The following is a 23322-nucleotide window of genomic DNA, read 5'->3' on the forward strand; positions in this document are numbered from 1 at the left end:
CCTGAAATGCATCGCGGCCATGGCGGTCCGCCGATGCTGCCGCTCCTACGAAAGCATCATGCCCTGTAGGAGCGGCCCATGGCCGCGATAAACCATCAAAAAAACCAACCTCAATACGTCGGCAACGTCACCCCGTGGAAGAGGGTCTCCAGCTCCTGTCGCGAGGGCGTTTGCATCGCTTCGGTGAGGACATCGCGGGTCAGGTGCGGCGCGAAGCGGCCGATGAAGTCGCACATGAAGCCGCGCAGGAAGGTGCCGCGGCGCAGGCCGATCTTGGTCACGCTGGCCTCGAAGAGGTGGCTGGCGTCCAGGCAGACCAGGTCGGCATCGGCTTTGTGATCCACCGCCATGTCGGCGACGATGCCCACGCCCAGGCCGAGGCGGACATAGGTCTTGATGACGTCGGCGTCCGCCGCGGTCAGCACCACGTTGGGCTCCAGGCCCTGGCGGGCAAAGGCCTCGTCGAGCTTGGAGCGCCCGGTGAAACCGAAGACGTAGGTCACCAGCGGCTGTTCCGCCAGGTGCTCCAGGGTGAGGTGCTCCACCTTCGCCAGGGGATGGCCCTGGGGCACGATGACGCAGCGGTTCCAGCGATAGCAGGGCATCATCACCAGGTCGTTGAAGCGCTCCAGCCCCTCGGTGGCGATGGCGAAGTCGACGGTGCCGTCGGCGGCCATCTCGGCGATCTGGGTCGGCGAACCCTGGTGCATGTGTAGGGCCACGTCCGGATACTGCTTGATGAATTCGCTGATCACGTCCGGCAGCGCATAGCGCGCCTGGGTGTGGGTGGTGGCGATGGACAGGGTGCCCTTGCGCTCGTTGGAGAATTCCTGGGCGATCTGCTTGATGCTCTCGCACTTGCGCAGGATCTCGCCCGCGGTCTGGATGATCCGCTCGCCGGCCGGGGTCACCCGGGTCAGGTGCTTGCCACTGCGGGCAAAGACCTCGACGCCCAACTCGTCCTCGAGCAGGCGGATCTGCTTGCTGATGCCGGGCTGCGAGGTATAGAGACTCTGGGCCGTGGCGGATACGTTCAGATCGTGGTGGGCGACTTCCCAGATATATCTCAACTGTTGCAGCTTCATGCCGGCTCCTCGCTGACCCCATGCGCAAGCATATAACAGTAATGCAGCCCTTAAGCTTTTTCTAGACCGAAATCGAATTAAGTCGCGAAGGGGCAAGGCTGACGCTTATGGATCAGCCCTGACGCAGCGGAACCAGGTACACCGGGATGCGCGCGGTCTGCAGCAGGCAGCTGGCGGTCCGCCCCAGAGGTGTCACCTGGGCGTCGCCCTGGCTGCGACTGCCGATTACCAGCAGATCCGCGGCGAACTCCTGGGCCTGCCTGAGGATGGCCGCTGGCGGATCGCCCTGCACCACCCGCACGGCACGCACCAGCCCCACGGTGGCGGGAGTTTCCAGCAGGTCCTCGCGCAGGGATTCGAACACCTGCTGCTCGATGGTCTCCAGCACCAGATCCAGACCGCCATTGCGCAGGCGGTCCAGGGATTCACCGTCCAGATGCTGTTGCAACAGGGTAGACGCCAGCAGGCCGAGCGGCTCCACCACATGGACGACATACAGCTGGGCCTGATGGATACGGGCGAGATTCAAGGCATGCTGAAAGACATAGGGCGAACACAGGCCCAGGTCCGTGGCGTAAAGCAGCGAGCGGATCACGATTCCTCCTGGCCAGATCAGCCGATCAGGCCGGTACGACGCGGGATAGCCTCACCAGCGTAGCAGGGGATCACCGATTGCGCTGCAACCCGCGCCTTAGAGCCTGCTCAGGACGCTCAGGGCAGTTCCTCGGACGCGCGCCCATCCGCCGCCTGGATCGCTGCCACCAGGGCCGGCTCGCGTAGCGGCGCCTGTACCGGGCCGAGCAGCTCGCCGTCCCGGACCAGAAACAGCGCCGGCAGATGAAAGACGCCATAGCGCTGCACCAGGCCGCCGCTGCGCTCGGCGTCCACCCAGTACAGTCGGTCGACCGGCAGCCTCGCCGCAGGTAGCACCTGGCGCGCCAACCGGCAGGTGGCGCAACCGACGCTGGTGAAGATCAGCAGCGAGCGCCCGGGCGCCGCCAGCAGGACGGCATCCGCCGTCCCATCGTCCAATTCCATTGCTTCCTCGCCACGCTCATCGCCAAGGCGCGCCCTCAGGCTCGCCAATAGCGTCGTAACCATTGTGACCGGGCGGGACACGCGTTAAGGTGCCCCACCCTCTCCACCGTATTTTGCCTGCACGGGCCCCGTCCTGTCGCAGCGCCGTGACCGACGAGTAGCACCATGGCCGCACAGCCCCGCCTTAACGACCTCAACATCGAAGCCAACGAGCCGCTCATCACGCCCGAGCAGCTCAAGCAGGAGATCCCGCTGAGCGATCTCGCCGCCGACACCGTCGCCCAGGGCCGCCAGGTCATCCGCGATATCCTCGACGGCAAGGACCATCGCCTGTTCGTGGTGATCGGCCCCTGCTCGATCCATGACATCAAGGCCGCCCACGAATACGCCGAGCGGCTCAAGGCACTGGCCGCCCAGGTCAGCGACAGCCTCTATCTGGTCATGCGCGTCTATTTCGAAAAGCCCCGCACTACCGTGGGCTGGAAGGGCCTGATCAACGATCCCTACCTGGATGACTCCTTCAAGATCCAGGACGGCCTGCACATCGGTCGCCAGCTGCTGCTGGACCTGGCGGAAATGGGCCTGCCCACCGCCACCGAGGCACTGGACCCCATCTCCCCGCAGTACCTGCAGGACCTGATCAGCTGGTCGGCGATCGGTGCCCGCACCACCGAATCCCAGACCCACCGGGAAATGGCTTCGGGCCTCTCTTCCGCGGTCGGCTTCAAGAACGGCACCGATGGCAGCCTGACGGTGGCCATCAATGCTCTGCAGTCGGTCTCCAGTCCGCACCGCTTCCTGGGTATCGACCAGCGCGGCCAGGTCTCGGTGGTGATGACCAAGGGCAATGCCTATGGTCATGTGGTCCTGCGCGGCGGCAACGGCAAACCCAACTACGACTCGGTCAGCGTCACCCTGTGCGAGCAGGCGCTGGTCAAGGCCAAGGTCAAGCCGAACATCATGGTCGACTGCAGCCACGCCAACTCCAACAAGGATGCCGCCCTGCAGCCGCTGGTGATGGACAACGTCGCCAACCAGATCGTCGAGGGCAACAACTCCATCGTCGGCCTGATGGTGGAAAGCCACCTGGGCTTCGGCAGCCAGCCGATTCCGGCGGATCTGTCGCAACTGGAGTACGGCGTCTCGGTGACCGACGCCTGCATCGACTGGGCGATGACCGAGAAGAGCATTCTCGACATGCACCGCAAGCTCAAGGATGTGCTGCCGCGCCGCGCGCGCAGCTGATCCGCCAGCGGATACGAAAACGCCGGGCTCAGCCCGGCGTTTTTCTTCCGCACCAGAGCCTGTTCAAAGTCTCGCGAGCTAGAGACAAACAAGGCGAAGCTGGCTGAGGAAGCGGATCGGACCCGCGCTCGGGTTTACGAATGGTAAATGAGCATTGCGACGGGGCCACCTTGGCCGGGCTGGCGACCCAGGCCAGTTTCAACGCCGTTTGGCCGACGCGCAGCAGACTTAGGACAGGCTCTCAGGCCAGCGGCGTCACCTGGCCACGCCGCTCCAGATAGTGCTCCACATAGGAACAGGACGGTATGACGCTGTAGCCGCGGCTCTCGGCGTAGTTCAAGGCGTGCTCGGCAAGCCTGGCGGCCAGGCCGCGCCCACGCAGGGCATCGGGGACGAAGGTGCGATAGAAATCCATCGTCTGCTTACCCAGATCCATGTAGGCGAGATAGGCGCGTTGACCGTCGACAGAAAGCTGGAATTGATGATTGGCCTCATCGTGTTCCACGTGCAGGGATTCGTTCATGACTACTCCTTGGCGGTTTGGCTCCGCCTTATCCATTGTTATCGATGATACCCGAAGACGAGAACGCACCCTTCCTGTGCGGGACTGAGCCACAGCGCGTCAGACCCCTCCGGAAGAAGCAGGTTCTGACCAGCCGTCGCACCGAGAAATCACACTATATCAGGGCTGTTCACGCGGGAGCAGGCGCGGCTTTGACCTTGACAACTTCCGGTCATCCTCTAACGTTTTGAAACGTTCGTGGCTTTCAGCCATCCAAGCAGTTGCTGGTACCGGGTGCGGGCATTCGGGGACGAACTCGGGGAGCGAAGCAGGATTTCCGCAAAAAATCTTTCTTCAACGGGTTTAGCTCAGTTTACTTACGACCGGTAATGAGTAGTATGTAGCCGCAATTTTCCACCTGGGAAATTGATCTTAAAACAGGATGTCTACCTCAAGGGGTTTACGATGAACAACGCTCTGAAATTCGCCGCCCTGGCTCTGGCCGCTGCTATGGCCACTGGTTGCAGCACCGCTAACAAGGAAAGCGAAGCTCGCCTGACCGCTACCGAAGACGCCGCTGCCCGCGCTCAGGCTCGTGCTGACGAAGCCTACCGTCACGCTGACGAGGCCCTGGCCGCCGCTCAGAAAGCTCAGCAGACCGCTGACGAAGCCAACGAGCGCGCCCTGCGTATGCTGGAAAAAGCCAGCCGCAAGTAAGCGCCTCGGCTGGAAAGGCGAGTGGCAACAGTCGCCTTTCCCGGAGCAAACAAAAAGCCCGCCATCTCAGATGGCGGGCTTTTTGTTTGTCTAACCGGCCGAGTGCGCTCGGCCGGTCGCGATCACAGGGTCTTGGCGGGCGCCTTGGCCACCGTACCGGTAACCATGCCGGCAGGCAGGTCGGCGATTTCCACCGGCAGGCCGTCCTGGCCCTGGACCACGTCCCGTACCGTGTTCCAGTTCACCGCGCTGTTGGCCTGCAGCAGGTCGTCACGCTTGATCAGCGCATTGACCACCGCGGCCTGACGGTCGATATCGGTCGGGTCGCCCTTGAGGTTGACCGGCTGATGAGCTTCCAGATAGAGCTTGCCCTGGCTCACGCCGAACTTGTAGGGCTCGTCGATGATGCGCACCGGCGTGCCGATTGGCAGCATGCCAACCAGTTCGGTGACGTTGAAGTTGTACATGCGGAAGCAGCCATGGCTGACCTGCATGCCGATACCGAACTTCTTGTCCGAGCCGTGGATGAGATAGCCCGGCAGGGTCAGACGGATCTTGTAGGGGCCAAGGGGATTATCCGGACCGGGCGGCACCACCTTGGGCAGCGGATCGCCTTCGGCGGCGTGCTCGGCACGGATGGATTCCGGCGGATACCAGGCCGGATCCTTGATCTTGTCCACCACCTTGGCCACGCCGACCGGCGAGCCCCAGCCATCACGACCGATGCCCAACGGGTAGGTGAACACCGAATGACCACCCTTGGGGTAGTAGTACATGCGGTATTCGGCGATGTTGATGACGATGCCTTCGCGCGGCCCGGGCGGCAGGATGAAGCGCGTCGGCAGCACGATCTCGGTGCCGGCGCCCGGCAGCCAGGCGTCCACGCCCGGATTGGCGGCCACCATCTCGGTGTAGCCCAGATCGTACTTCTGGCCGAGATCGGCGAAGGTGTCTTCGTAGGCGGCCTTGATGACCTGAACCTCGCCGACCACGTCTTCACCGGGTGGCGGCAGCGGCAACTCCAGTGCCTGCGCCGTACCCGCGCTCAACAGACCAAACAGCGAGAGGGAACCGACCAGGGTCGAAACGCGCGCGGGCATGGGATGAATCCTTGCAAGAAGCAAAAAGGTGACGGCGCGAATTGTACACGCCTCGATCGGCGTCCGGCAGGGCCTCAAAAGACCTGTAATGGATTCGGCAGGCCTCGTTTGGCACCCTGCAGCCGTTGCATGCAGGCCGGACAGAGGGTCTTGAGACCGAGCGCCCGGCGATTCAGCGGATGCAAGCGGGGCCGCGCCGGCAACAGGGTGCCGCACAGGGTCCGGTCGGTGGGCGAGCCCAGCTCCAGCTGCCGGGCGACGATATGCACCCGCCCCTCGCGGCAGGCGAACAGGTCGAGCTGGGCATCGGGCTGGATCAGCTGATAGCCGTGCATGGACCGGGAAAGGCGGGACATCGGGATACTCCAGGGGCGGATCCGCCGGGCGGTAGATTGGCCGGACCGGCGGGGCGCGCAACCTTAGCGGAAAGCCCCGCCGGGGAAAAGTCCGACGTTCAGTCGCGCAGCAGCGGCTGCAACTGGGGCCAGGCGTTGTCCAGCAGACGTTGCTGGGCATTGGCCTGAGGATGAATGCCATCCGGCTGCATGAAGGCGGGATCGCCGCCCACTCCTTCGAGCAGGAAGGGCACCAGGGCCACCTGCTGGGCCTTGGCCACGTCGGTATACACCTGGGCGAAGCCGTCGGTATAGCGCGGTCCGTAGTTGGGCGGCAGGCGCATGCCCAGCAGCAGGACACGGGCGCCCCTGGCCTTGGCCTGCTCCACCAGGGCGGTGAGGTTGCGCTCGAACTGGGCCAGCGGCTGGCCCCGCAGGCCGTCGTTGCCGCCCAACTCGATGGCCACCACCGTGGGCTGATGATCGGCCAGCAGCTTTGGCAGGCGCGCCAGGCCACCGGCGGTGGTATCGCCACTGATGGACGCATTCACCACCTGATAATCGAGCTTCTGCTCCTGCAGGCGCCGCTCCAGCAGCCGCACCCAGCCCTGGCCTTCGGCGAGGCCGTAGCCGGCGCTGATGCTGTCACCCACCACCAGCAGGGTGCGCGCCATGGCCAGGGGCGCCAGGGTCAGGCAAAGCACGGCCAGCAGCCAGGCAATGCCTTGGCGCAAAGGCGCACTGGACTTCGCCCGGCTTTTTGACTCTAACTCGCCACAGCCGCCCGCGTGCGGGCCCTTCGAATACGGCATCGGAATCCTCATGAGCGAAGTCATACTGCTGGCACGCGACCTTAGCAAGGTCGTCACGGGCGCGGAAGGCGCGCTGCCGATCCTCCAGGCGCTGGATCTGCAACTGGAGGCCGGCGACAGTTTGGCCATCGTCGGCAGCTCGGGTTCCGGCAAGTCCACCCTGCTCGGCCTGCTGGCCGGTCTCGACCTGCCCAGCGGCGGCGAGGTCCATCTCGCCGGTCAGCGGCTGGACACCCTCGATGAAGACGCCCGCGCCCGCCTGCGCGCGGAACGGGTGGGCTTCGTCTTCCAGTCCTTCCAGTTGCTGGACAGCCTCACGGCGCTGGAAAACGTCATGCTGCCGCTGGAACTGGAGGGCGTGCGCCAGGCCCGGGAACAGGCGGTAGCCCTGCTGGAACGGGTCGGCCTGGGCGAGCGACTGCGGCACTATCCGCGCCAGCTCTCCGGTGGCGAGCAGCAACGGGTGGCCCTGGCCCGCGCCTTCGCGCCGCGACCCAGCATCCTCTTCGCCGACGAACCCACCGGCAATCTCGACAGCCGCACCGGCGCCCATATCAGCGATCTGCTGTTCGAACTCAACCGTGAGCGGGGCACCACGCTGGTGCTGGTGACCCATGACGAACGCCTGGCCGCGCGCTGCGCCCGCCAACTGCGCCTGGAAGGCGGTCGGCAGGTCGCGGCATGAGGCGCACCGGTCTACCCTTCGCCCGGCTGTTCGGCCTGGCCTGGCGCCAGAGTCTGAGAGAACTCCGCGCCGGCGAGATCCGCATGCTCTGCCTGGCGCTGGTGATCGCCGTCGCGGCCAGCGTCGCCATCGGCTACTTCACCGCCCGCCTCGGCGCGGGCATGGCAAATCGCGCCAGCGAATTCCTCGCCGCCGACCTGGTGCTGCTGGGCAGCGAACCGCCCCGTCCGGAACAGGTGGACGCCGGCCTGCAGCTCGGCCTCGAACACAGCCGCTCGCTCAACTTCAGCACCATGGCGGCAGGTGCCGAGGCCCTGCAACTGGCCAGCGTCAAGGCGGTCCAGGCCAACTTCCCCCTGCGCGGCGAGGTGCGCAGCGCCGCGGTACCGGACGGTCCCGAACAGCCGGGCGGCGCTCCGGCGCCCGGGGAGGCCTGGGTCGAGCCGCGCCTGCTGCTGGCGCTGGATGCCAAGGTCGGCGATCGCCTGGACATCGGCCGCAAGGCCCTCACCATTACCCGGGTGCTCACCTATGAACCCGACCGTGCCGGTGACTTCTACAGCCTGACGCCACGAGTGCTGATCAATCTCGACGACGTGGCCGCCACCGGGGTCATCCAGCCCGGCAGTCGGGTGCGCTATCGCGAACTCTGGCGCGGCGAATCCCAGGCACTGGCCGCCTATCGCCAGGCCCTCACCCCGGCCCTGGCCGCCAACCAGCGCTTCGAGGGACCGGGCGACGGCAATCGGCAACTGGGCAACGCCCTGGAGCGCGCCCAGCGCTATCTCGGCCTGGCCAGTCTGGTGGCGGTGGTGCTGGCCGGTGTAGCGGTGGCGCTGTCGGCCAATCGCTTCGCCGCGCGGCGCTTCGACGCCAGCGCCCTGCTGCGCTGCCTGGGCCTGACCCGGCGCGACGCCCTGATGCTCTACGGCCTGCAACTGGGACTGCTGGGCCTGGCGGCGAGTCTGCTCGGCGCCCTGCTCGGCTGGCTGGCGCAGCTGGTGCTGTTCGAGCTGCTGCACGGACTCTTGCCGGCGCGCCTGCCGGCCGCCGGGATCGGTCCGGCGCTGGCCGGCATGGGCACCGGGATGGTCGCCCTGGTCGGCTTCGCCCTGCCACCACTGGCCGCCCTGGGGCGGGTCCCGCCACTGCGGGTCCTGCGCAGCGACCTGCAGCCGGTGCCCCTGCGCACCTGGCTGGTCTATGGCTGCGCCCTGTTGGCCCTGGGGCTGATCATGTGGCGACTGTCGCTGGACCTGCGCCTGACCCTGGCGCTGCTGGTGGGCGGCCTGCTCGCCGGGCTGCTGTTCGGCAGCCTGCTGTACCTGGCCCTGCGTGGCCTGCGCCGGGGGATGCAGGGTGCGCCACTGGCCTGGCGGCTGGGGCTGGGCCAACTGCTGCGCCATCCGCTGGCGGCGGTGGGCCAGACCCTGGCCTTCGGCCTGATCCTGCTGGCCATGAGTCTGGTGGTGCTGCTGCGGGGCGAGTTGCTGGAACGCTGGAAGGCGCAATTGCCGCCCGAGGCACCCAATCACTTCGCCCTCAATGTCCTGCCGGACGAGCGCCAGGCCTTCGCCACGGCAGTGGGCAATCTCTCGCCCCACGCCAGTCCGCTCTATCCCATCGTGCAGGGGCGGCTGGTCAGCGTGAAGGGGCATCCGGCCCAGGAAGGCCTGGAAGACGACTCCCGCGGTGGCCGTGCCACCCGGCGCGATCTCAATCTGACCTGGTCGGCTGGGTTGCCGGACGGCAATCGCCTGGAAGCCGGTCAGTGGTGGGATGCGCTGCCCGCCGGCGAGCTGCCCGGCGTCTCGCTGGAAAGCGAGCTGGCGCGCAGCCTCGGCGTCGGCCTGGGCGACACCCTGGGCTTCGTCATCGGTGACCGCCAGATCGAAGCGCGGATCACCAGCCTGCGGCAGGTCAGCTGGGACAACTTTCAGCCGAACTTCTTCGTCATCTTCGCCCCGGGCGCCCTGCAGGACGTGCCCTTCACCTACCTGGGCAGCTTCTACCTGCCGCCCGGCCACGACCGCGAATTGCTGAACCTGGCCCGGCAATTCCCGGCGGTGACCCTGCTGCCCATCGATGCCCTGCTCGACCAGCTGCGCAGCATCCTGCGCCAGGTCAGCGTGGCCGTGGAATTCGTGCTGCTGTTCGTGCTGGCCGCCGGTATCGCCGTGCTGCTGGCCGGCCTGCAGGCGACCCTCGACGAACGCATCCGCCAGGGCGCCCTGCTGCGCGCCCTGGGTGCCCGGCGCGAATTGCTGCAACGGGCGCGGCGCACCGAATTCATCCTGCTCGGCGGTGCCAGTGGCTTGCTCGCGGCGCTCGGTTGCGAGATCGTCAGCGCCCTGCTCTACCGGCTGGCCTTCGAGCTGGACTGGCAACCCCACCCCTGGCTGTTGCTCCTGCCGGTGCTGGGCGCCCTGCTGGTCGGCACGGCGGGCCTGCTGGGCACGCGGCGGGCCCTCACCGCCAGTCCGTTACTGATCCTGAGAGAAAGCTGATCCATGAGTCGCTACCGTCCGCCGCGCACCGCCGGCACGCCCCTGATCACCGCCGCCGGCGAAGCCCGGCTGCGCGCCGAACTCCACGAACTGTGGAACGTGCGCCGGCCCCAGGTCACCCAGGCGGTGAGCGAGGCGGCCGCCCTGGGCGATCGCTCGGAGAACGCCGAGTACATCTATGGCAAGAAGATGCTGCGCGAGATCGACAGCCGAGTGCGCTTCCTGCGCAAGCGGCTGGAGAATCTCAAGGTGATCCGCGAGCGCCCGGCGGATCCGGGCAAGGTCTATTTCGGCGCCTGGGTCACCCTGGAAGACGATGACGGCGCCGAGAAGCGCTATCGCATCGTCGGCCCGGACGAACTGGACCTCCGGCAGAACCTCATCAGCATCGACTCGCCCCTGGCGCGGGCGCTGGTCGGCAAGGCGCTGGACGCGGAAGTCCGCCTGCAGACGCCGGCTGGCGAACAGCGCTGGTACATCGTCGAGATCGCCTATCCGGAAGAAGCGGGCTAGCGCCTCCGGGTGATCACGCCCTGCCGCGCCACCCGCGTCAATTCCCGCACCAGGAGTGCAAGACCGGCCTGGCCGGGCGACTGCACCACGGCGAAGTCGAAGCTGCCGTCAGCAAAGCCACGCAGCTGTTCGGCGCGGTCGGCGAAGCGGATCTGCAGAGTACGACTGTGGGGCCAGCGCCTCGGCCAGCCTTCGAGATAGCGCAGCAGGGTGGGCTGATCGGGACCGCCGAGCAGGATGGCGGGATGACTGGCGAGCTTGCCCTGGGTCAGGGGGGTAAGGCGTAGCGGGAGCGGTAGCATGGACGAAATTCCGCCTCGTGGATCCAGCTGGGCGGTAGTACGAGGCCTGTTCCGTCCAGCGCTTTAGCGGTATTTGTAAGCGCCCCGCAAGTTGCTGTTTAAATCGGCGCAGGATCATCCTAGGGAGGGCCAGACTGCCCTGTCAAGCGGGCTTCAACCGTCTTCGCGGCGGATCGCCCTGGCGCTCGTCGCCGCCACGGCCGGTGCTTCCAGGCGCGCCCGTTCACGACTGAAGGCCACCCGGTACTTGTTGACGCTGGCCACGTAGTTGACCACCCCGATACCCACCTCCTCGGCGGCGATGCGTTCGACCTGGAAGAACCAGCGATCGCCGTCCAGGCCCTGTTCGCGCGCCTTGGCCCGCAGCGCCTGGACGCGCTCCGGGCCCAGGTTGTAGGCCGCCAGGGTAAAGGCGCGGCGCTCGCGCTCGGCCAGCCGCGGACTGGAGAAGAATTCTCGCCGCAGGCGCGCCAGATAGCGGGTGGCGGCCTTGACGTTGTCCTCGGCGGAATGCAGGTTGCGTACCCCGACGCTGCGCGCCGCCCGCGGGGTGATCTGCAGCAGCCCTGCGGCGCGGCCGGCACCGCGGGCATGGGGATCGAGGCCGGATTCCTTGTAGGCCATGGCGGCCAGGGTCAGCCAGTCGAAGTCGTAAGCCTTGGCGTAGCGCTGCAGCAGCGGTCGCACCTGGGCCAGGCGCTTGCGGTCATGGGCCTGTAGCGGATCGCGCACCTGATAGCGGCGCGCATAGGCCTGGCGAAAGGCCTTGTCGTCGTCACGCGCCTGGGGTTGCCGGGCGAAGGCCCGTATCCGCTCGGTGAGCTGGTGCGCCGAGGCACGCAGATACCAGAGCTGCGCCTGGTCATGGGCCACCACTACCCGATCGGCGACCCGCAGGCGCGACAGCACCCGTGTCCAGCGATGCGCCAGGCCGGACTCGACGACGCTGAGCGGATAGATGCCGGCCTGGGTCAGCTCCAGTACATCTTCCACCGCCAGGCTCGGATCGGCCCACTCGACCTGTACCGGCCGCAGCCTGCGCTTTTCCAGCTGGGCGTTGAGCCGTTCCAGGGCCGGGCCGGCGGCACTGCCCTGGGGCAGCACCACCCGGCGCCCGGCCAGTTGTTCCAGATGACGTGGCAGGCGCTGACCACGTCCGCCCACTACCACCAGGCTGGCAGGCGCCGCCACCGACGCGGCGATCAGGGCCGAATGCGGCGGTGGCAGCAGGGTTTCGCCCGGCGCCACCAGATCGCCCTCGCCTCTTTGCAGCGCCGCCAGGAGGTCGTCCTTGGCCTTGGGCACGAAGACCAGGCGCAGCGGCCGCCCGCCGGGCTGCTGCCGCAGGTAGCGGGCGAAGGCCTCCAGGCGCCGATACTCGATGCCCAGCGCCTGGCCGTTCCATTCGCCGGAGCTGTGCCGACTCTGGTTGACCAGGACGCGCAACTCGCCGGTACGCTCGATGGCAGTCAGGTCACGGGCCGCGACATGCCGCGGTGCTTCGGGTGGCAGCGCGCCGAGCCGTGCCTGGGCGGAACCGGCGAGCAGGCAGCCGAGGATGACAAGGGTGAATCGAAACGGCATCCAGGACTCCTGACCTGGCCGGGACAGCGCCGATAGCACCCGGACTACGGATAGAATGATGGAACAAAGTCTGTAGAAGGTCCGCACCATGCAATTGATCGACATCGGCGTCAACCTCACCCACCCCAGCCTGCTCAAGGAGGTGGATGCGGTGATCGAGCGGGCCCAGGCCGCCGGTGTGATGCAACTGGTGCTGACCGGTACCACCCTGGAAGACAGCGAGAACGCCCTCAATCTCTGCCTGCGCCTGGACGCCGGCGAAGCCCTGTTCAGCACCGCGGGCGTCCATCCCCACGAAGCCTCGACCTGGAACGCAGCCGCGGCCAGGACCCTGCGTGAACTGGCCGGCCAGCCCAAGGTGCGGGCCCTGGGCGAATGCGGCCTGGACTTCAATCGCGACTTCACCCCGCGACCGCAGCAGGAGCGCTGCTTCGAGGAACAGCTGGCCCTGGCCGCCGAATTGCGCCGCCCGGTGTTTCTCCACGAACGCGACGCCAGCGAGCGGATGCTGGCGATCCTGCGCGACTATCGCGACCATCTGCCGGCCGCCGTGGTGCACTGCTTCACCGGCGAGCGCAAGGCGCTCTACGGCTATCTGGATCTCGACCTGCACCTGGGCATCACCGGCTGGATCTGCGATGAGCGCCGTGGCCTGCACCTGCACGAGCTGGTCGGGCAGATCCCGGTCGGTCGGCTGATGCTGGAAACCGATGCCCCCTACCTGCTGCCGCGTACCCTCAGACCCAAGCCGCGCCATGGCCACAACGAACCGGCCTTCCTGCCGGAGATCCTGCGCACCGTGGCGCGCCTGCGCAACGAAACGCCGGAGCAGACCGCCCTGCACACCACCGCCACCGCTCGTGCCTTCTTCGATCTGCCGGAGATCGCCGAGCCAGAGCGGGTGGAGGACTACGACTAGGCGCAGGACGCCGCTGCGCTAAAGTCGCGCAGGCCGGAGCCGTTAACCTCAGGGCTTGTTCCGCGGCGTCACCCTCCTCCCTGCAGGACGTTGACGCCAGTCAAGATCCGGGGCGCGCCGGCCTGCCAGGCTGTGCGGCCCCGCCGACTGGATGCCCCCTATGTTTGCCTGGCTGCGCGATATTTCCCTCAAGTACAAATTCTGGGCGGTCAATGCCGTCGCCTTCGTCACCAGCCTCTTGCTGGTGCTGTTCGCCATGCAGCTGGAAGTCTCGGGTCGCGCCGAACAGCTCAAGGCGGTCAAGGCCGCCGTGGGCGACGCGGCGGCCAGGCTGAGCGCCCCGACCTTCGGCGACATCTTTATCGCCCGGGCGCCGGAATACGCCCTGGCCGTGGGTGTGTTGATGCTGGTGCTGCTGGTGGCCTCGCAGCTCCTGATCCGCTTCATCCTCGGCAATCTGCAGCGCCTCAAGGACACCATGCTGCGGGTGGAGCGCGACGGCGATCTCACCGCCCGGGTCGAGGTGCGCGGGCGTGACGAGGTCGGGCAAATGACCCAGGCCTTCAACGCCATGCAGGACAGCTACACCCGCGTCGTCGGTACCGTGGCCGCCAGCGCCTCGCGCCTGGACGAAGGCGCCGGGCGCCTGGCCAGCGGCATGCAGGGCGTCCGTGGCGGCATGCACGATCAACAACACGAGACCGACCAGGCCGCCACCGCGATCAACGAGATGAGCGCCACCGTGCAGCAGATCGCCGAGCACGCTGCCGGCACCCGCGACCAGTCCCAGGAGGCCGATCGCCTGGCCGGCGCCGGCCAGCAGGCGGTGGAGCGCGTCGGCCATTCCATCGCCGACCTGTCCCAGGGCGTGCAGCAGACCGCGGTGATGATCCAGGAGCTGGCCGAGAACAGCGAGCGCATCACCAGCGTGGTCAACGTCATCCACGGCATCGCCGAGCAGACCAACCTGCTGGCGCTCAACGCCGCCATCGAGGCGGCCCGCGCCGGCGAGGCCGGCCGTGGCTTCGCCGTGGTGGCCGACGAGGTACGCAACCTGGCCAAGCGTGTCCAGGGCTCCACCGACGAGATCACGCGCATGGTCGACAGCCTCCAGGCTGGCACCCGCGATGCCGTGGAATTCATGCGCGAGAGTTCGCTCAAGGCCGACGATTGCGTGGTCCAGGCCGGCGCCGCCGGGCAGGCCCTGGCCGACATCACCGCCGCCGTGACCCTGATGCGCGACAGCAACACCCAAATCGCCGTGGCCGCGGAGCAGCAGGCCCAGGTGGCGGAAGAGATGAGCAGGTCGGTTGTAGGCATCCGCGATGTCACGGAAAGGACCATGCTGCTGACGCAGGAGTCGGCCAGCACCAGCACCGAACTGGCCGCCCTCGCAGGAACCCTGAATCAGGCGATCCGCCAGTTGCGCCTATAGCCTCCATAGCGAGAGCGCATTCGCGCGGTTGCCCGACAGGCGGCAAGATGCCCGCACGTTTTTGGAGAACCGCCATGCGCTCGGTCACCACCCTCACTTCCGCCGTTCTGTTGTTACTGGGCCTGGGCTGCATCGCCCAGGCACTCGGCAATCCGCATCCGCAACCGCTGATCCTGGCGGCCGTCGTCTGCCTGGTGGCCTTCGCCCTGCAGGACCCCGACGCCCTCCCCGTGCCTCAGTCGTTGCGCGTCTGACGCTCACGCAGCTGGCGTTTCAAGGCTTTCAGCGCCCTCGATAGCGCCGCCGGATCCGCGGGTCGACCGGCATAGCGCTGTGCCTGGAACTCCGCGGAGAAAGCCATTATCGCCGCCCGTGCCGCCGGCAATTCGGCCATGGCGCGCCCGGCGAAGCTGCCGGCAGGCTCGCCGCCTTGCCGCTTTAGCCCCTGGCGCGCCAGCAGGCGCTCGAACTGGCCGAAGCGCGTCAGCAGGGGATCGCGGGTCCGCTGCCAGGGCTTGAGCACCAGCAGCGCCATCACCCCGAGAACGCCCAGCACCACCACTGCCAGCAGCAGTCCCAGCCGTTGCAGCGAGCCCTCGCCGAGCAGTCGCTTGAACAGTTCGCCCTGGGTGTCTTCCTGGTAGTTGAGCACCCAGCGCTGCCAGCCGTAGTTGATCCGGTCCCAGCCCAGACGCAGCTCATTGAGCCAGGCCAGGTTGCGATAGCGATTGGCGGCGAAGGGATTGTCGGCGAGGAATTCACTGGCCGCGCCCTGGGCCGCCAGGGCCTCCTGCAAGCCGCGCTCGATCCGCTCGGGCGCTACCTGGGCGGTGGGATCGACGCTGATCCAGCCGCGCCCTGGCAGCCAGTATTCCACCCAGGCATGGGCATCGAATTGCTGCACCAGCAGATAGCCACCCGCCGCGTTGAATTCGCCGCCCTGGTAGCCCGCCACCACCCGCGCGGGGATGCCCGCCACCCGCAGGGCAAAGGTCATGGCGCCGGCATAGTGGGCGCAGAAACCGCGACGGTTGTCGAAGAGAAAGGCGTCGATGGCATCGACGCTCGCCGTAGGCGGCTGCAGGGTGTAAACGAAGGGCTGCTGGCGGAAATAGGCCAGGATCGCCTGGGCCAGGGCCTCGGGCGTCGACGCCTGGGTCTTGAGCTGGGCTACCCAGGCACGGGTACGCGGTTCGCCGCCACTGGGCAGCTGCAGCGCGCGCCGCTGGCTGGAGGCGGACAGCCGCTCCGGCTCGCGGATGGCCTGCGGCCAGCTGGAAATCCGGTAGAGCAGCGCCTGGTCCACCGGGCGGCGGCGCTGCAGGTGGAAGTCGCTGGCCAGGCGCACGTCGCGCTGATCGCTGCGCGCCACGTCCAGGCCATAGAGCCAGGGCCGACCACTCGGCTCCATGACCACCTGATAATCCAGTCGGAGTCCGCGCGGCGCCCAGGCCGGTTCCGGACTCCAGGCCGTGTCGGGATCGACCGACCAGCGCGCGCCATCGAAGCGTTCGTAGGTGGTGGCCCGCCAGTAGAGGTCACGCTGCGCGGGCCGGTCGCCGGCGAAGCTGACCCGGAACACCCGCTCGGCGGATTGCGACAGCTGGGCGATCTCGCCGGGCGCCATGCTGTCGCCCAGTCCGGTGCGCGCCTGGTCGCCCGGTTGCGGCAGCGACCACAGCGGACCGATGCGCGGAAACACCAGGAACAGCAGCAGCATCAGGGGCACCGCCTGCAGCAGCAGGGTACCGGCGACCTTCAGCGTCGCCAGCGGCCGACTGGCCAGGGCGCTCTGCTGCAGACCGATCAGCGCCGCCACCAGGGCGGTCACCGGCAGCAGGCTGTAGAGCGCGGCGAGCAGGCCGTCCTCGAACAGGTAGGCGATCACCACCGCGAAGAAACCCAGGTAGATCACCACCAGGGCATCGCGGCGACTGTGCATCTCGATCAGCTTGAGGGCGAAGGTCACCAGCAGCAGCACGGCACCGGCGTCCAGGCCGATGAAGGAGCCGCGCGACAGCCAGATGCCGCCCATGGTCAAGAGCAGCAGGCCGCCCTTCTCGATCCGCGTCGGCGCCCGCACCCGCATGCGGAACAGCAGCACCCGCCAGCCGGCGCACAAGGCCCAGAGCAATCCGACCCAGGGCGGCAGATGGGTGAGGTGCGGCAGGATCACCAGGGCCTGGGCCACCAGCAGCCAGATCAGGGCGATGCGCGGAATGGGTTGCGGCACGGCGGTGCTCATGTCGGCCGTCCGAACAGGGCCAGGGCCTGCAGCGCCGCGTCACGCTGGCTCTCGCCGGTGGCCGGCGCCAGCTCCACCCCAGGCAGGCGCAGGCCGAAGCGCAGCTGGCGGGCGCTGCAGTCCAGCACCGCCTGGCACAGCCAGGACAGCCGGGTCTCGGTGTCGCCATCGAGCACGCTGAAATCCAGCCAGAGTTCGCTGCCGGCCAGGGCGGTGAAGTCCTTGACCAGCAGGCCCTGCCCGCGGGAAAAGGCCTTCCAGTCCAGCCGCCGGCGTGAATCGCCGGGCTGATAGGGCCGCAGACCCTGGAAGTCGTCGGCGCCCTGTCCGGCCTGGCGCTGGCCCTCCTCGCCGCCGGCATCCTGGCCGCTGCGCAATGGCGTCGTGGTCGCCAGGGGCTGCGGATAGACCAGGGCGCGCACGTCCAGGTCCAGCCAGCTCCAGGCAACGAACAGGCCGAGGGGAAAGCGGCTCTCCACCCGCAGCCGTCCGGGTCCCAGCCAGCCGCGGCTCGGCGCCGGGTGAAAGATCTGCAGGGCGACGCTCTCCTCCGCCGGTACGTCGCTGAGCACCAGCGGCTCGTTACGCCAGCCCAGGGCGATGCCCTGGTGCGCGCGGCCACTGCTCTCCAGGCGCAGGCGAAATCCGGCGACCTCCCCGGCGAACACCGGGCTGGCGCCGCCGCCGACCAGTTGCAGGCCGGCCAGGTTGCGATAGGTGTGCAACATGGCCACCAGCGCCAGGGAAAACAGCAGGAAGGTCAGGCCATAGGCCAGGCTGTTCTGGTAGTTGATACCGGCCAGCAGCATCAGCAGCAAGGCGATGGCGAAGGCGCCGCCCTGGCGCGGGTGGGCAGGATGAAGATGCGTCGCTGATCGAGGGTGATGCGATTGGCTGGCGGAATCCGCCGTGTCAGCCAGCCATCTCGATAGCGCTGCCAGGCGCCGCCGGTCACAGCGCCGGGACTTCGCGCAGCAGCCACTGCACCAGGGCGCCGCCACCGTGCCCGGCAGGATCGGCGATGTCGCGCAGGCGATGGCCGGCTACCGCCGGCAGCACCGTCTGGACGTCCTCGGGCAGCACGTGGTCGCGCCCCGCCAGCAGCGCCCAGGCCCGCGCCGCGGCCAGCAGCGCCAGGCTGCCGCGTGGCGACAGGCCGAGGGCGAAGGAGGTCTGGGTGCGGGTGGCCTCCACCAGGCGCAGCACATAGTCCACCACCGCCTCGCTGGCGTGGATGCGCGGCACCTCGGCCTGGATCAGCCGCAGCTGGGCGTGATCCAGCAGGGGCTCCAGCCGCGGCAGCTGCTCGCGTCCGGAACCGCCGAGCAGCAGCGCCCGCTCGGCGGCGCGGCCGGGATAGCCGAGCGACAGGCGCATCAGGAAGCGATCGAGCTGGGATTCCGGCAGGGCGAAGGTGCCGCCCTGGGAGATGGGATTCTGGGTGGCGATGACAAAGAAGGGGTCGGGCAAGGGCCGGGTGGCGCCCTCGATGGTCACCTGCCCCTCCTCCATGGCTTCCAGCAGCGCGCTCTGGCTCTTGGGCGTGGCGCGATTGATCTCGTCGGCCAGCAGCAACTCGGCGAACACCGGCCCGGGATGGAAGACGAACTGCCCGCTGTCGCGATCGAACACCGAGGTGCCGAGGATATCGCCGGGCAGCAGGTCCGAGGTGAACTGGATGCGCTGGAAGGACAGCCCCAGCACCTTGGCCAGGGCATGGCTGAGGGTGGTCTTGCCCATGCCGGGCAGGTCCTCGATCAGCAGGTGACCCCGCGCCAGCAGGCAGGCCAGCGCCAGCCTGACCTGGGTTTCCTTGCCCAACAAAACGCCGTCTACCGCCTTGAGACAGGCGTTCAACCTATCGTGCATGCCCTGAGGTCTCTTGCCTTGCGCCGACCCGAGAAGGGGTCGGCCTGCAGAACGAGAATAGCAGCACCTTTTGCCGGCGACCGCCGCCCCGGAGGTTTACCGCTTATTTCAGGGTGGCGAGGATCTCTTCCACGGCGCGGGCCGGATCGGCGGCGCGGGCGATGGGCCGACCGATCACCAGGTAGTCGGAGCCGGCATCCAGGGCTTCGCGCGGGGTGAGGATGCGGCGCTGGTCGTCCAGGGCACTGCCGGCCGGCCGGATGCCGGGGGTGACCAGTTGCAGCGCCGGCTGCGCGGCCTTGAGCGCCGAGGCCTCCTGGGCCGAGCAGACCAGCCCGTCCAGGCCGGCGCGAGCGGCCAGACCGGCCAGGCGCAGGACCTGCTCCTGGGGATCCACGTCCAGGCCGATGTCGGCCAGGTCCTCGCGCTCCATGCTGGTCAGCACGGTGACACCGATCAGCAGCGGCTTGGGACCGCTCATGGCCTCCAGGGTCTCGCGGCAGGCGGTCATCATGCGCAGGCCGCCCGAGCAGTGGACATTGACCATCCAGACGCCCATCTCCGCCGCGGCCTTGACCGCCATGGCGGTGGTGTTGGGGATGTCGTGGAATTTCAGGTCGAGGAAGACTTCGAAGCCGCGCGTGCGCAGGGCTTCCACCACCCCGGCGGCGCTGGCGGTGAACAGCTCCTTGCCGACCTTGACCCGGCAGGTGGCGGGGTCGAGGCGGTCGGCCAGCGCCAGGGCGGCGGACGATGAAGGGAAATCCAGGGCGACGATGATGGGAGACTGGCAGGCGGACATGGGAGCTCTCGGCAAAACGGCAAAGGCCGGCATTTTCGCAGAAAAGCGCCGCCCCGGCACTTGGCCGCTGTCGGCATGCGCTCCCCTCCTTCAACTCGGCTTGAGCAATCGCTCGCGCAGCCAGTTGCCCGCCGGACCCAGCGGCCGCCGGCGCGACCAGACCACATCCACCGCCACCCGCTGCGGCCAGCCAGGAACGGCCAGTTCCACCAGATGGTCCTGGCCAAAATTGGTCACCAACCAGAGCGGCAGCTCGGCCCAGCCGAACCCCTGCACCGCCATATCCAGCAGCAGCAGATAGTCGGGCGCCGACCAGCAGCGCCCGCGGGTGTCCGGCAGGCGACTGACCTGCTGGGAGGATTCAATCACGGTGCTCAGACGCAACAGGCGATAGGGCGCAAGGTCAGCCGTGGTGACCCGCGGCAGCGCCGCCAGCGGGTGATCGGCAGCCACGTACAGGCCAAAGGTCACCAGGCCATCCAGGGTCGCCGCCTCGATGTCCGCCGGATAAGGCGGCTGACCCGCCAGCAAGCCCAAGTCCGCCCGCCCCTGTACCAGGTTGAGCACATCGGCGTCTTCGGCGATCAGGCATTCGAATTCGAGATCCGGATAGCGCTGGTCCAGCTCGGCCAGGAGCGCCTCGTAGCGGGTGGGCTGGTAGGTATCGGAAATCACCAGGGTCAGGCGCGGCTCCACCCCGGCCGCCAGCTGGGTGGCGCGATTGGCCAGGCGGTCATGGGCCGAGAGTACGGCGCGGGCCTGGTCGAGCAGTTGCTCGCCGGCAGCCGTCAGCACCGGGTAGCGGCCCTGGCGATCGAACAGCGGCACCCCCAGTTCGTCCTCCAGCCGGGCGATGCTCTCGCTGATACTGGACTGCCGCTTGCCCAACACCCGGGCCGCCGCACTGAAGGAGCCTGTCGCGGCTGCCTCGACGAAGGCCTCGAGGGCTTCGGCATTAGGATACATATCGTCTCAGCCTATGGATTCCATTTTGATCTCCCCAGCTTAGCCGATGAGACTGAGGGCCTGTCCATTGTGGAGTCGTCTCATGTCCATTCCGCTCACCCAGCGTCCTGCGAGTGCTCGCGTGCTGCATGCCCTGCTCTTCGAAGGCCTCGCGGTGCTGCTCGCCACCCCGACCCTGGCCTGGCTGCTGGATCGCTCCCTGGGGCACATGGGCCTGCTCACCGCGGCCTTTTCCGCTATCGCCATGCTCTGGAATCTGGTCTTCAACCTGGGCTTTGATCGACTGCAGGAGCGCCTGGGCTTCACCCGTGGCCTGGGTGTGCGGCTGCTGCACGCCCTCGGCTTCGAAGGGGGATTGATCGTCGTGCTGGTGCCCCTGGCCGCCTGGTGGCTGTCCATCGGTCTCTGGCAGGCGCTGCTGCTGGACCTGGGACTGATCCTGTTCTTCCTGCCCTATACCCTGGCGTTCAACTGGCTCTACGACCTGGGTTACGCCGCCTGGATCAGACGCACGAATGCGAGCTGCCGGGCGCACTGACGGCCTCTCCCGTGGTCGAAGCGATATAGCCACTCAAGGAGAAGAAAGATGCCCTGGTATGCCTGGTTGATCCTGCTGGTCGCCATCGGCTCGGTGGTCGGCAGCCTGCTCATGCTCAAGGACACGGCGCGCAAGGTGCCCTTGACCGACGAACAGAAAACCAAGATCCGGCAGCGCAATGCCGAGATGGATGCCAAGGAGGCCCAGGACCGCTGATCGCGCTCCGGGTTGTCCAGACGAAGCCCTGCCGCGTCCCGTGCGGCAGGGCTTCGTGGTCTCAGGACTCCAGCGGGACCTTGGTGTTGACGTATTCCGGCACCTCCGCCAGTGGCAGGCTGCGCATCTGCTCGCGGGTCGGTCCCTGGCGCTTGGGTAGCGGCTCCAGGGACTGCGGCTGACCGCTCTGCAGGGCGCGCTCGATGGCCGCCAGCACGCGCACGTCGCGCCAGCCCTCCTCCCCGTCCATCTCCGGCTGGCGATCCTCGAGGATGCAATCGGAGAAATAGGCCGTCTCACCGCCGAAGTGATCCACCACCGGCGCCTTGAATTCCTCCGTCTCCCCGTCCACGGTCAGGCGATAGCCGATGGCGACGCCTTCGCCGAAACCGAAGCACGGCGAGGCCTCGATCTCGCCCTTGCGGCCCACCAGCTGGAAGCGCTCGGTATTGGGGCCGCTGAAGCTGACGGAGAACGTCGCCAGCCGCTCTTCGGGAAAGCGCAGGGTCACGGTCACGGCATCCCAGGTGGTGATGTCGCGCCCGGGTGTCTGCACCCCGACGGCACTGACCTCGATGGGCTCGTCACCAAAGAGCGCCCGCACGGCGTTGAGTGGATAGGGCCCCATGTCGGTGACGGGACCGGCCCAGAAGCCGCTCTGGGCACGGTGGTTGGCCGTGTCGACCGGCTGGGTGAAGGTCGAGGTAAACAGGCGCGGATCGCCGATCTCGCCGTTGCGCACCCGCTCGATCATCTCCACCGTGCCCGGCTCGCAGTGCAGTCGATAGGCGATCATCAGCTTGGCTCCGGAGCGCTCAGCCGCCGCGTTAATCGCCTGGCATTCTTCCTCGCTGATCGCCATGGGCTTTTCCAGCAGGACGTGAATGCCGGCGTCCAGCGCCGGTACGGCGAATTCCAGATGGCGAAAATTGGGCGTGGCCAGGTAGATCGCATCGATCTCGCCGGAAGACAACAGCGCCGGGAATTCTTCGTAGGTATAGCTCTTGAGACCGTACTTGGCGGCCAGATCCCGCGCCTTGACGGGATCGCCGGTGACCAGGGCGGTCATCTCGGAATTGCGGGTCTGGCCGACCCCGGGCATGAAGGCGCCCTGGGAAATCCAGCCACCGCCTACCACCGCATAACGAATCTTGCCTGTCGCACTGGGCATGGAACGCTCCCGAATCCGGGCAGACGTTGTGTCCGCCACCTGAACTGTCGGCAAGCGTTGCGGCGATGAAGTTCCGGGCCGATGTTCAGCACCGACCACCTGGCAGCCTCGGACTAGCGCCGAAAGCGCAATTCGACCTCCGCCCCTTCGAAGTCGTCGCTGCGATCCCGACTGATTACCCGACCGCCCAGTTCGAAACGACCGGGGTCGCCTTCCTTGCGAAACAGCTGCGGCAGCAGACCCGCCTCGGCGACGCTGTTGTCGGCCTTGCCCGAGCCCAGGCGACGAGCGCTCACCGACGGGGACGCCGCTTCACCGGGCACGCTGAGGTCGAGCGGATGGGCGACAGCCGGCGTCGGCTTGGGCACGGCAGGCTTCTTGAGCTGGCTGTTCCTGGCCAGGTCCTGTTTCTTGGGTGGCGGTGCAGGCAGCACGAAGGCCCTGGTCGGGAGCGGGTCCAGGCGGTAGGCGCGCAGATCGGCGGCGCTGCCCTGGGGCTCGGTTGCCACCGATGACTTCGGCGCCTCTGGCGCTGGCGCCGCTGCCGGAGGCGCCTTGGCCGTAGCGGGCGGTGACTTGTTATCGCAGCCCGCCAGCAGCAGGGTCACGGCCAGCACCGTCGTTGCCAGGTATCCACGCATAGGCTCACCACACTCAAGATATCGCCCCCGGAGCGAGGCACCAGGCGCGACAGGGCGAAGTCTCTACAACCGACTCTGCTGTCCCGTGGCGGGTT

The 23322-nt window shown here is 67.6% G+C and carries 25 protein-coding genes and 1 pseudogene; 10 read left to right on the top strand and 16 right to left on the bottom strand.

The features are described 5' to 3' along the window. Positions 1-110 precede the first annotated feature (110 nt). The 3 genes from cysB to QE444_RS19395 form a co-directional block, all read right to left on the bottom strand. Positions 111-1085: an HTH-type transcriptional regulator CysB gene (gene cysB / locus QE444_RS19385; RefSeq protein WP_007160555.1), complete on the bottom strand. Its 975-nt coding sequence runs from the start codon at positions 1083-1085 to the stop codon at positions 111-113. Between the two features lie 112 nt (positions 1086-1197). Next, entirely contained in the window at positions 1198-1680 is a 483-nt protein-coding gene (locus tag QE444_RS19390; RefSeq protein ID WP_133862718.1) for a universal stress protein, read from the bottom strand. A 116-nt stretch (positions 1681-1796) separates the two neighbouring features. Further along, on the bottom strand, positions 1797-2123 hold the full coding sequence (locus QE444_RS19395) for a co-chaperone YbbN (protein WP_187980000.1): 327 nt from the start codon (positions 2121-2123) through the stop codon (positions 1797-1799). A gap of 165 nt (positions 2124-2288) precedes the next feature. Here QE444_RS19395 and QE444_RS19400 point away from each other — a divergent pair, with 165 nt between their 5' ends. Next, a complete protein-coding gene (locus QE444_RS19400; RefSeq protein ID WP_133862716.1) occupies positions 2289-3368 on the top strand; it encodes a 3-deoxy-7-phosphoheptulonate synthase in 1080 nt (359 codons plus the stop codon). A 241-nt stretch (positions 3369-3609) separates the two neighbouring features. Here QE444_RS19400 and QE444_RS19405 read toward each other — a convergent pair whose 3' ends face one another. Then, entirely contained in the window at positions 3610-3891 is a 282-nt protein-coding gene (locus QE444_RS19405; protein ID WP_187980002.1) for a GNAT family N-acetyltransferase, read from the bottom strand. A gap of 444 nt (positions 3892-4335) precedes the next feature. Between QE444_RS19405 and QE444_RS19410 the strand changes: the two genes are divergently transcribed. After that, positions 4336-4587 carry an Lpp/OprI family alanine-zipper lipoprotein gene (locus QE444_RS19410; protein ID WP_059315705.1) on the top strand — a complete coding sequence of 84 codons (252 nt, stop codon included), beginning with the start codon at positions 4336-4338 and terminating at the stop codon, positions 4585-4587. Positions 4588-4709: 122 nt separating this feature from the next. On the opposite strand, the gene QE444_RS19415 is transcribed toward QE444_RS19410, so the two are convergent. The 3 genes from QE444_RS19415 to QE444_RS19425 form a co-directional block, all read right to left on the bottom strand. Continuing rightward, a complete protein-coding gene (locus QE444_RS19415; RefSeq protein ID WP_133862714.1) occupies positions 4710-5687 on the bottom strand; it encodes a L,D-transpeptidase family protein in 978 nt (325 codons plus the stop codon). 74 nt (positions 5688-5761) lie between these two features. Beyond that, a complete protein-coding gene (locus QE444_RS19420; protein WP_007160562.1) occupies positions 5762-6043 on the bottom strand; it encodes a hypothetical protein in 282 nt (93 codons plus the stop codon). Positions 6044-6141: 98 nt separating this feature from the next. After that, positions 6142-6696 (bottom strand): arylesterase, encoded by a 555-nt coding sequence (locus QE444_RS19425; protein ID WP_178083933.1) that lies wholly within the window; start codon positions 6694-6696, stop codon positions 6142-6144. Positions 6697-6844: 148 nt separating this feature from the next. On the opposite strand from QE444_RS19425, the gene QE444_RS19430 reads away from it, so the two are divergent. From QE444_RS19430 to greB, 3 genes are read left to right on the top strand one after another with little or no spacing between them, the layout of a single operon-like run. Beyond that, complete coding sequence (locus QE444_RS19430; protein WP_133862712.1) at positions 6845-7519, top strand: ABC transporter ATP-binding protein; 675 nt, start codon at positions 6845-6847, stop codon at positions 7517-7519. Then, positions 7516-10026: an FtsX-like permease family protein gene (locus QE444_RS19435; protein ID WP_309741049.1), complete on the top strand. Its 2511-nt coding sequence runs from the start codon at positions 7516-7518 to the stop codon at positions 10024-10026. Before QE444_RS19430 ends, QE444_RS19435 begins: the two co-directional genes overlap by 4 nt. A 3-nt stretch (positions 10027-10029) precedes the next feature. Continuing rightward, positions 10030-10539 (top strand): transcription elongation factor GreB, encoded by a 510-nt coding sequence (gene greB / locus QE444_RS19440; RefSeq protein WP_133862710.1) that lies wholly within the window; start codon positions 10030-10032, stop codon positions 10537-10539. Here the strand turns inward: greB and QE444_RS19445 are convergent. Next, the gene (locus QE444_RS19445; RefSeq protein WP_309741052.1) at positions 10536-10841 is read right to left on the bottom strand and encodes a hypothetical protein; all 306 of its coding nucleotides are present in this window, start codon (positions 10839-10841) and stop codon (positions 10536-10538) included. The two genes, greB and QE444_RS19445, sit on opposite strands and share 4 nt — an antisense overlap. Positions 10842-10994: 153 nt before the next feature. Further along, positions 10995-12425: a transglycosylase SLT domain-containing protein gene (locus QE444_RS19450; RefSeq protein WP_309741054.1), complete on the bottom strand. Its 1431-nt coding sequence runs from the start codon at positions 12423-12425 to the stop codon at positions 10995-10997. Positions 12426-12513: 88 nt separating this feature from the next. On the opposite strand from QE444_RS19450, the gene QE444_RS19455 reads away from it, so the two are divergent. From QE444_RS19455 to QE444_RS19465, 3 genes are all read left to right on the top strand, one after another. Next, positions 12514-13344 carry a TatD family hydrolase gene (locus tag QE444_RS19455; protein ID WP_280306047.1) on the top strand — a complete coding sequence of 277 codons (831 nt, stop codon included), beginning with the start codon at positions 12514-12516 and terminating at the stop codon, positions 13342-13344. Positions 13345-13504: 160 nt separating this feature from the next. Continuing rightward, the gene (locus QE444_RS19460) at positions 13505-14779 is read left to right on the top strand and encodes a methyl-accepting chemotaxis protein (protein ID WP_187980010.1); all 1275 of its coding nucleotides are present in this window, start codon (positions 13505-13507) and stop codon (positions 14777-14779) included. A gap of 74 nt (positions 14780-14853) precedes the next feature. Further along, the gene (locus QE444_RS19465) at positions 14854-15033 is read left to right on the top strand and encodes a hypothetical protein (protein ID WP_309741059.1); all 180 of its coding nucleotides are present in this window, start codon (positions 14854-14856) and stop codon (positions 15031-15033) included. Here the strand turns inward: QE444_RS19465 and QE444_RS19470 are convergent. The 5 genes and pseudogenes from QE444_RS19470 to QE444_RS19490 all read right to left on the bottom strand — a co-directional run bounded on the left by QE444_RS19470 (position 15015) and on the right by QE444_RS19490 (position 20661). Continuing rightward, on the bottom strand, positions 15015-17024 hold the full coding sequence (locus QE444_RS19470; protein WP_309741061.1) for a DUF3488 and transglutaminase-like domain-containing protein: 2010 nt from the start codon (positions 17022-17024) through the stop codon (positions 15015-15017). The genes QE444_RS19465 and QE444_RS19470 overlap by 19 nt on opposite strands. Continuing rightward, positions 17021-18006, bottom strand: a pseudogene (locus tag QE444_RS19475) (DUF58 domain-containing protein). Before QE444_RS19475 ends, QE444_RS19470 begins: the two are co-directional and overlap by 4 nt. Further along, a complete protein-coding gene (locus QE444_RS19480) occupies positions 17976-18893 on the bottom strand; it encodes a MoxR family ATPase (RefSeq protein ID WP_007160574.1) in 918 nt (305 codons plus the stop codon). Before QE444_RS19480 ends, QE444_RS19475 begins: the two are co-directional and overlap by 31 nt. Before the next feature lie 103 nt (positions 18894-18996). Then, positions 18997-19695: an orotidine-5'-phosphate decarboxylase gene (gene pyrF / locus QE444_RS19485; protein ID WP_187980013.1), complete on the bottom strand. Its 699-nt coding sequence runs from the start codon at positions 19693-19695 to the stop codon at positions 18997-18999. Positions 19696-19785: 90 nt separating this feature from the next. After that, positions 19786-20661, bottom strand: a complete 876-nt coding sequence (locus QE444_RS19490; RefSeq protein ID WP_309741066.1) for a LysR family transcriptional regulator — start codon at positions 20659-20661, stop codon at positions 19786-19788. A gap of 82 nt (positions 20662-20743) precedes the next feature. Between QE444_RS19490 and QE444_RS19495 the strand changes: the two genes are divergently transcribed. After that, positions 20744-21199 carry a multidrug/biocide efflux PACE transporter gene (locus tag QE444_RS19495; protein ID WP_309741068.1) on the top strand — a complete coding sequence of 152 codons (456 nt, stop codon included), beginning with the start codon at positions 20744-20746 and terminating at the stop codon, positions 21197-21199. 48 nt (positions 21200-21247) lie between these two features. After that, positions 21248-21415: a DUF2897 family protein gene (locus QE444_RS19500; RefSeq protein WP_007160578.1), complete on the top strand. Its 168-nt coding sequence runs from the start codon at positions 21248-21250 to the stop codon at positions 21413-21415. Between the two features lie 61 nt (positions 21416-21476). Here the strand turns inward: QE444_RS19500 and QE444_RS19505 are convergent, their stop codons facing one another. Continuing rightward, positions 21477-22586: a Gfo/Idh/MocA family oxidoreductase gene (locus QE444_RS19505; RefSeq protein WP_309741072.1), complete on the bottom strand. Its 1110-nt coding sequence runs from the start codon at positions 22584-22586 to the stop codon at positions 21477-21479. A 113-nt stretch (positions 22587-22699) separates the two neighbouring features. Beyond that, entirely contained in the window at positions 22700-23227 is a 528-nt protein-coding gene (locus QE444_RS19510; protein ID WP_252977182.1) for a hypothetical protein, read from the bottom strand. Positions 23228-23322: the final 95 nt, after the last annotated feature.

It is taken from the genome of Pseudomonas sp. SORGH_AS_0199, from assembly GCF_031453735.1.
GTDB lineage: Bacteria > Pseudomonadota > Gammaproteobacteria > Pseudomonadales > Pseudomonadaceae > Chryseomonas > Chryseomonas aestiva.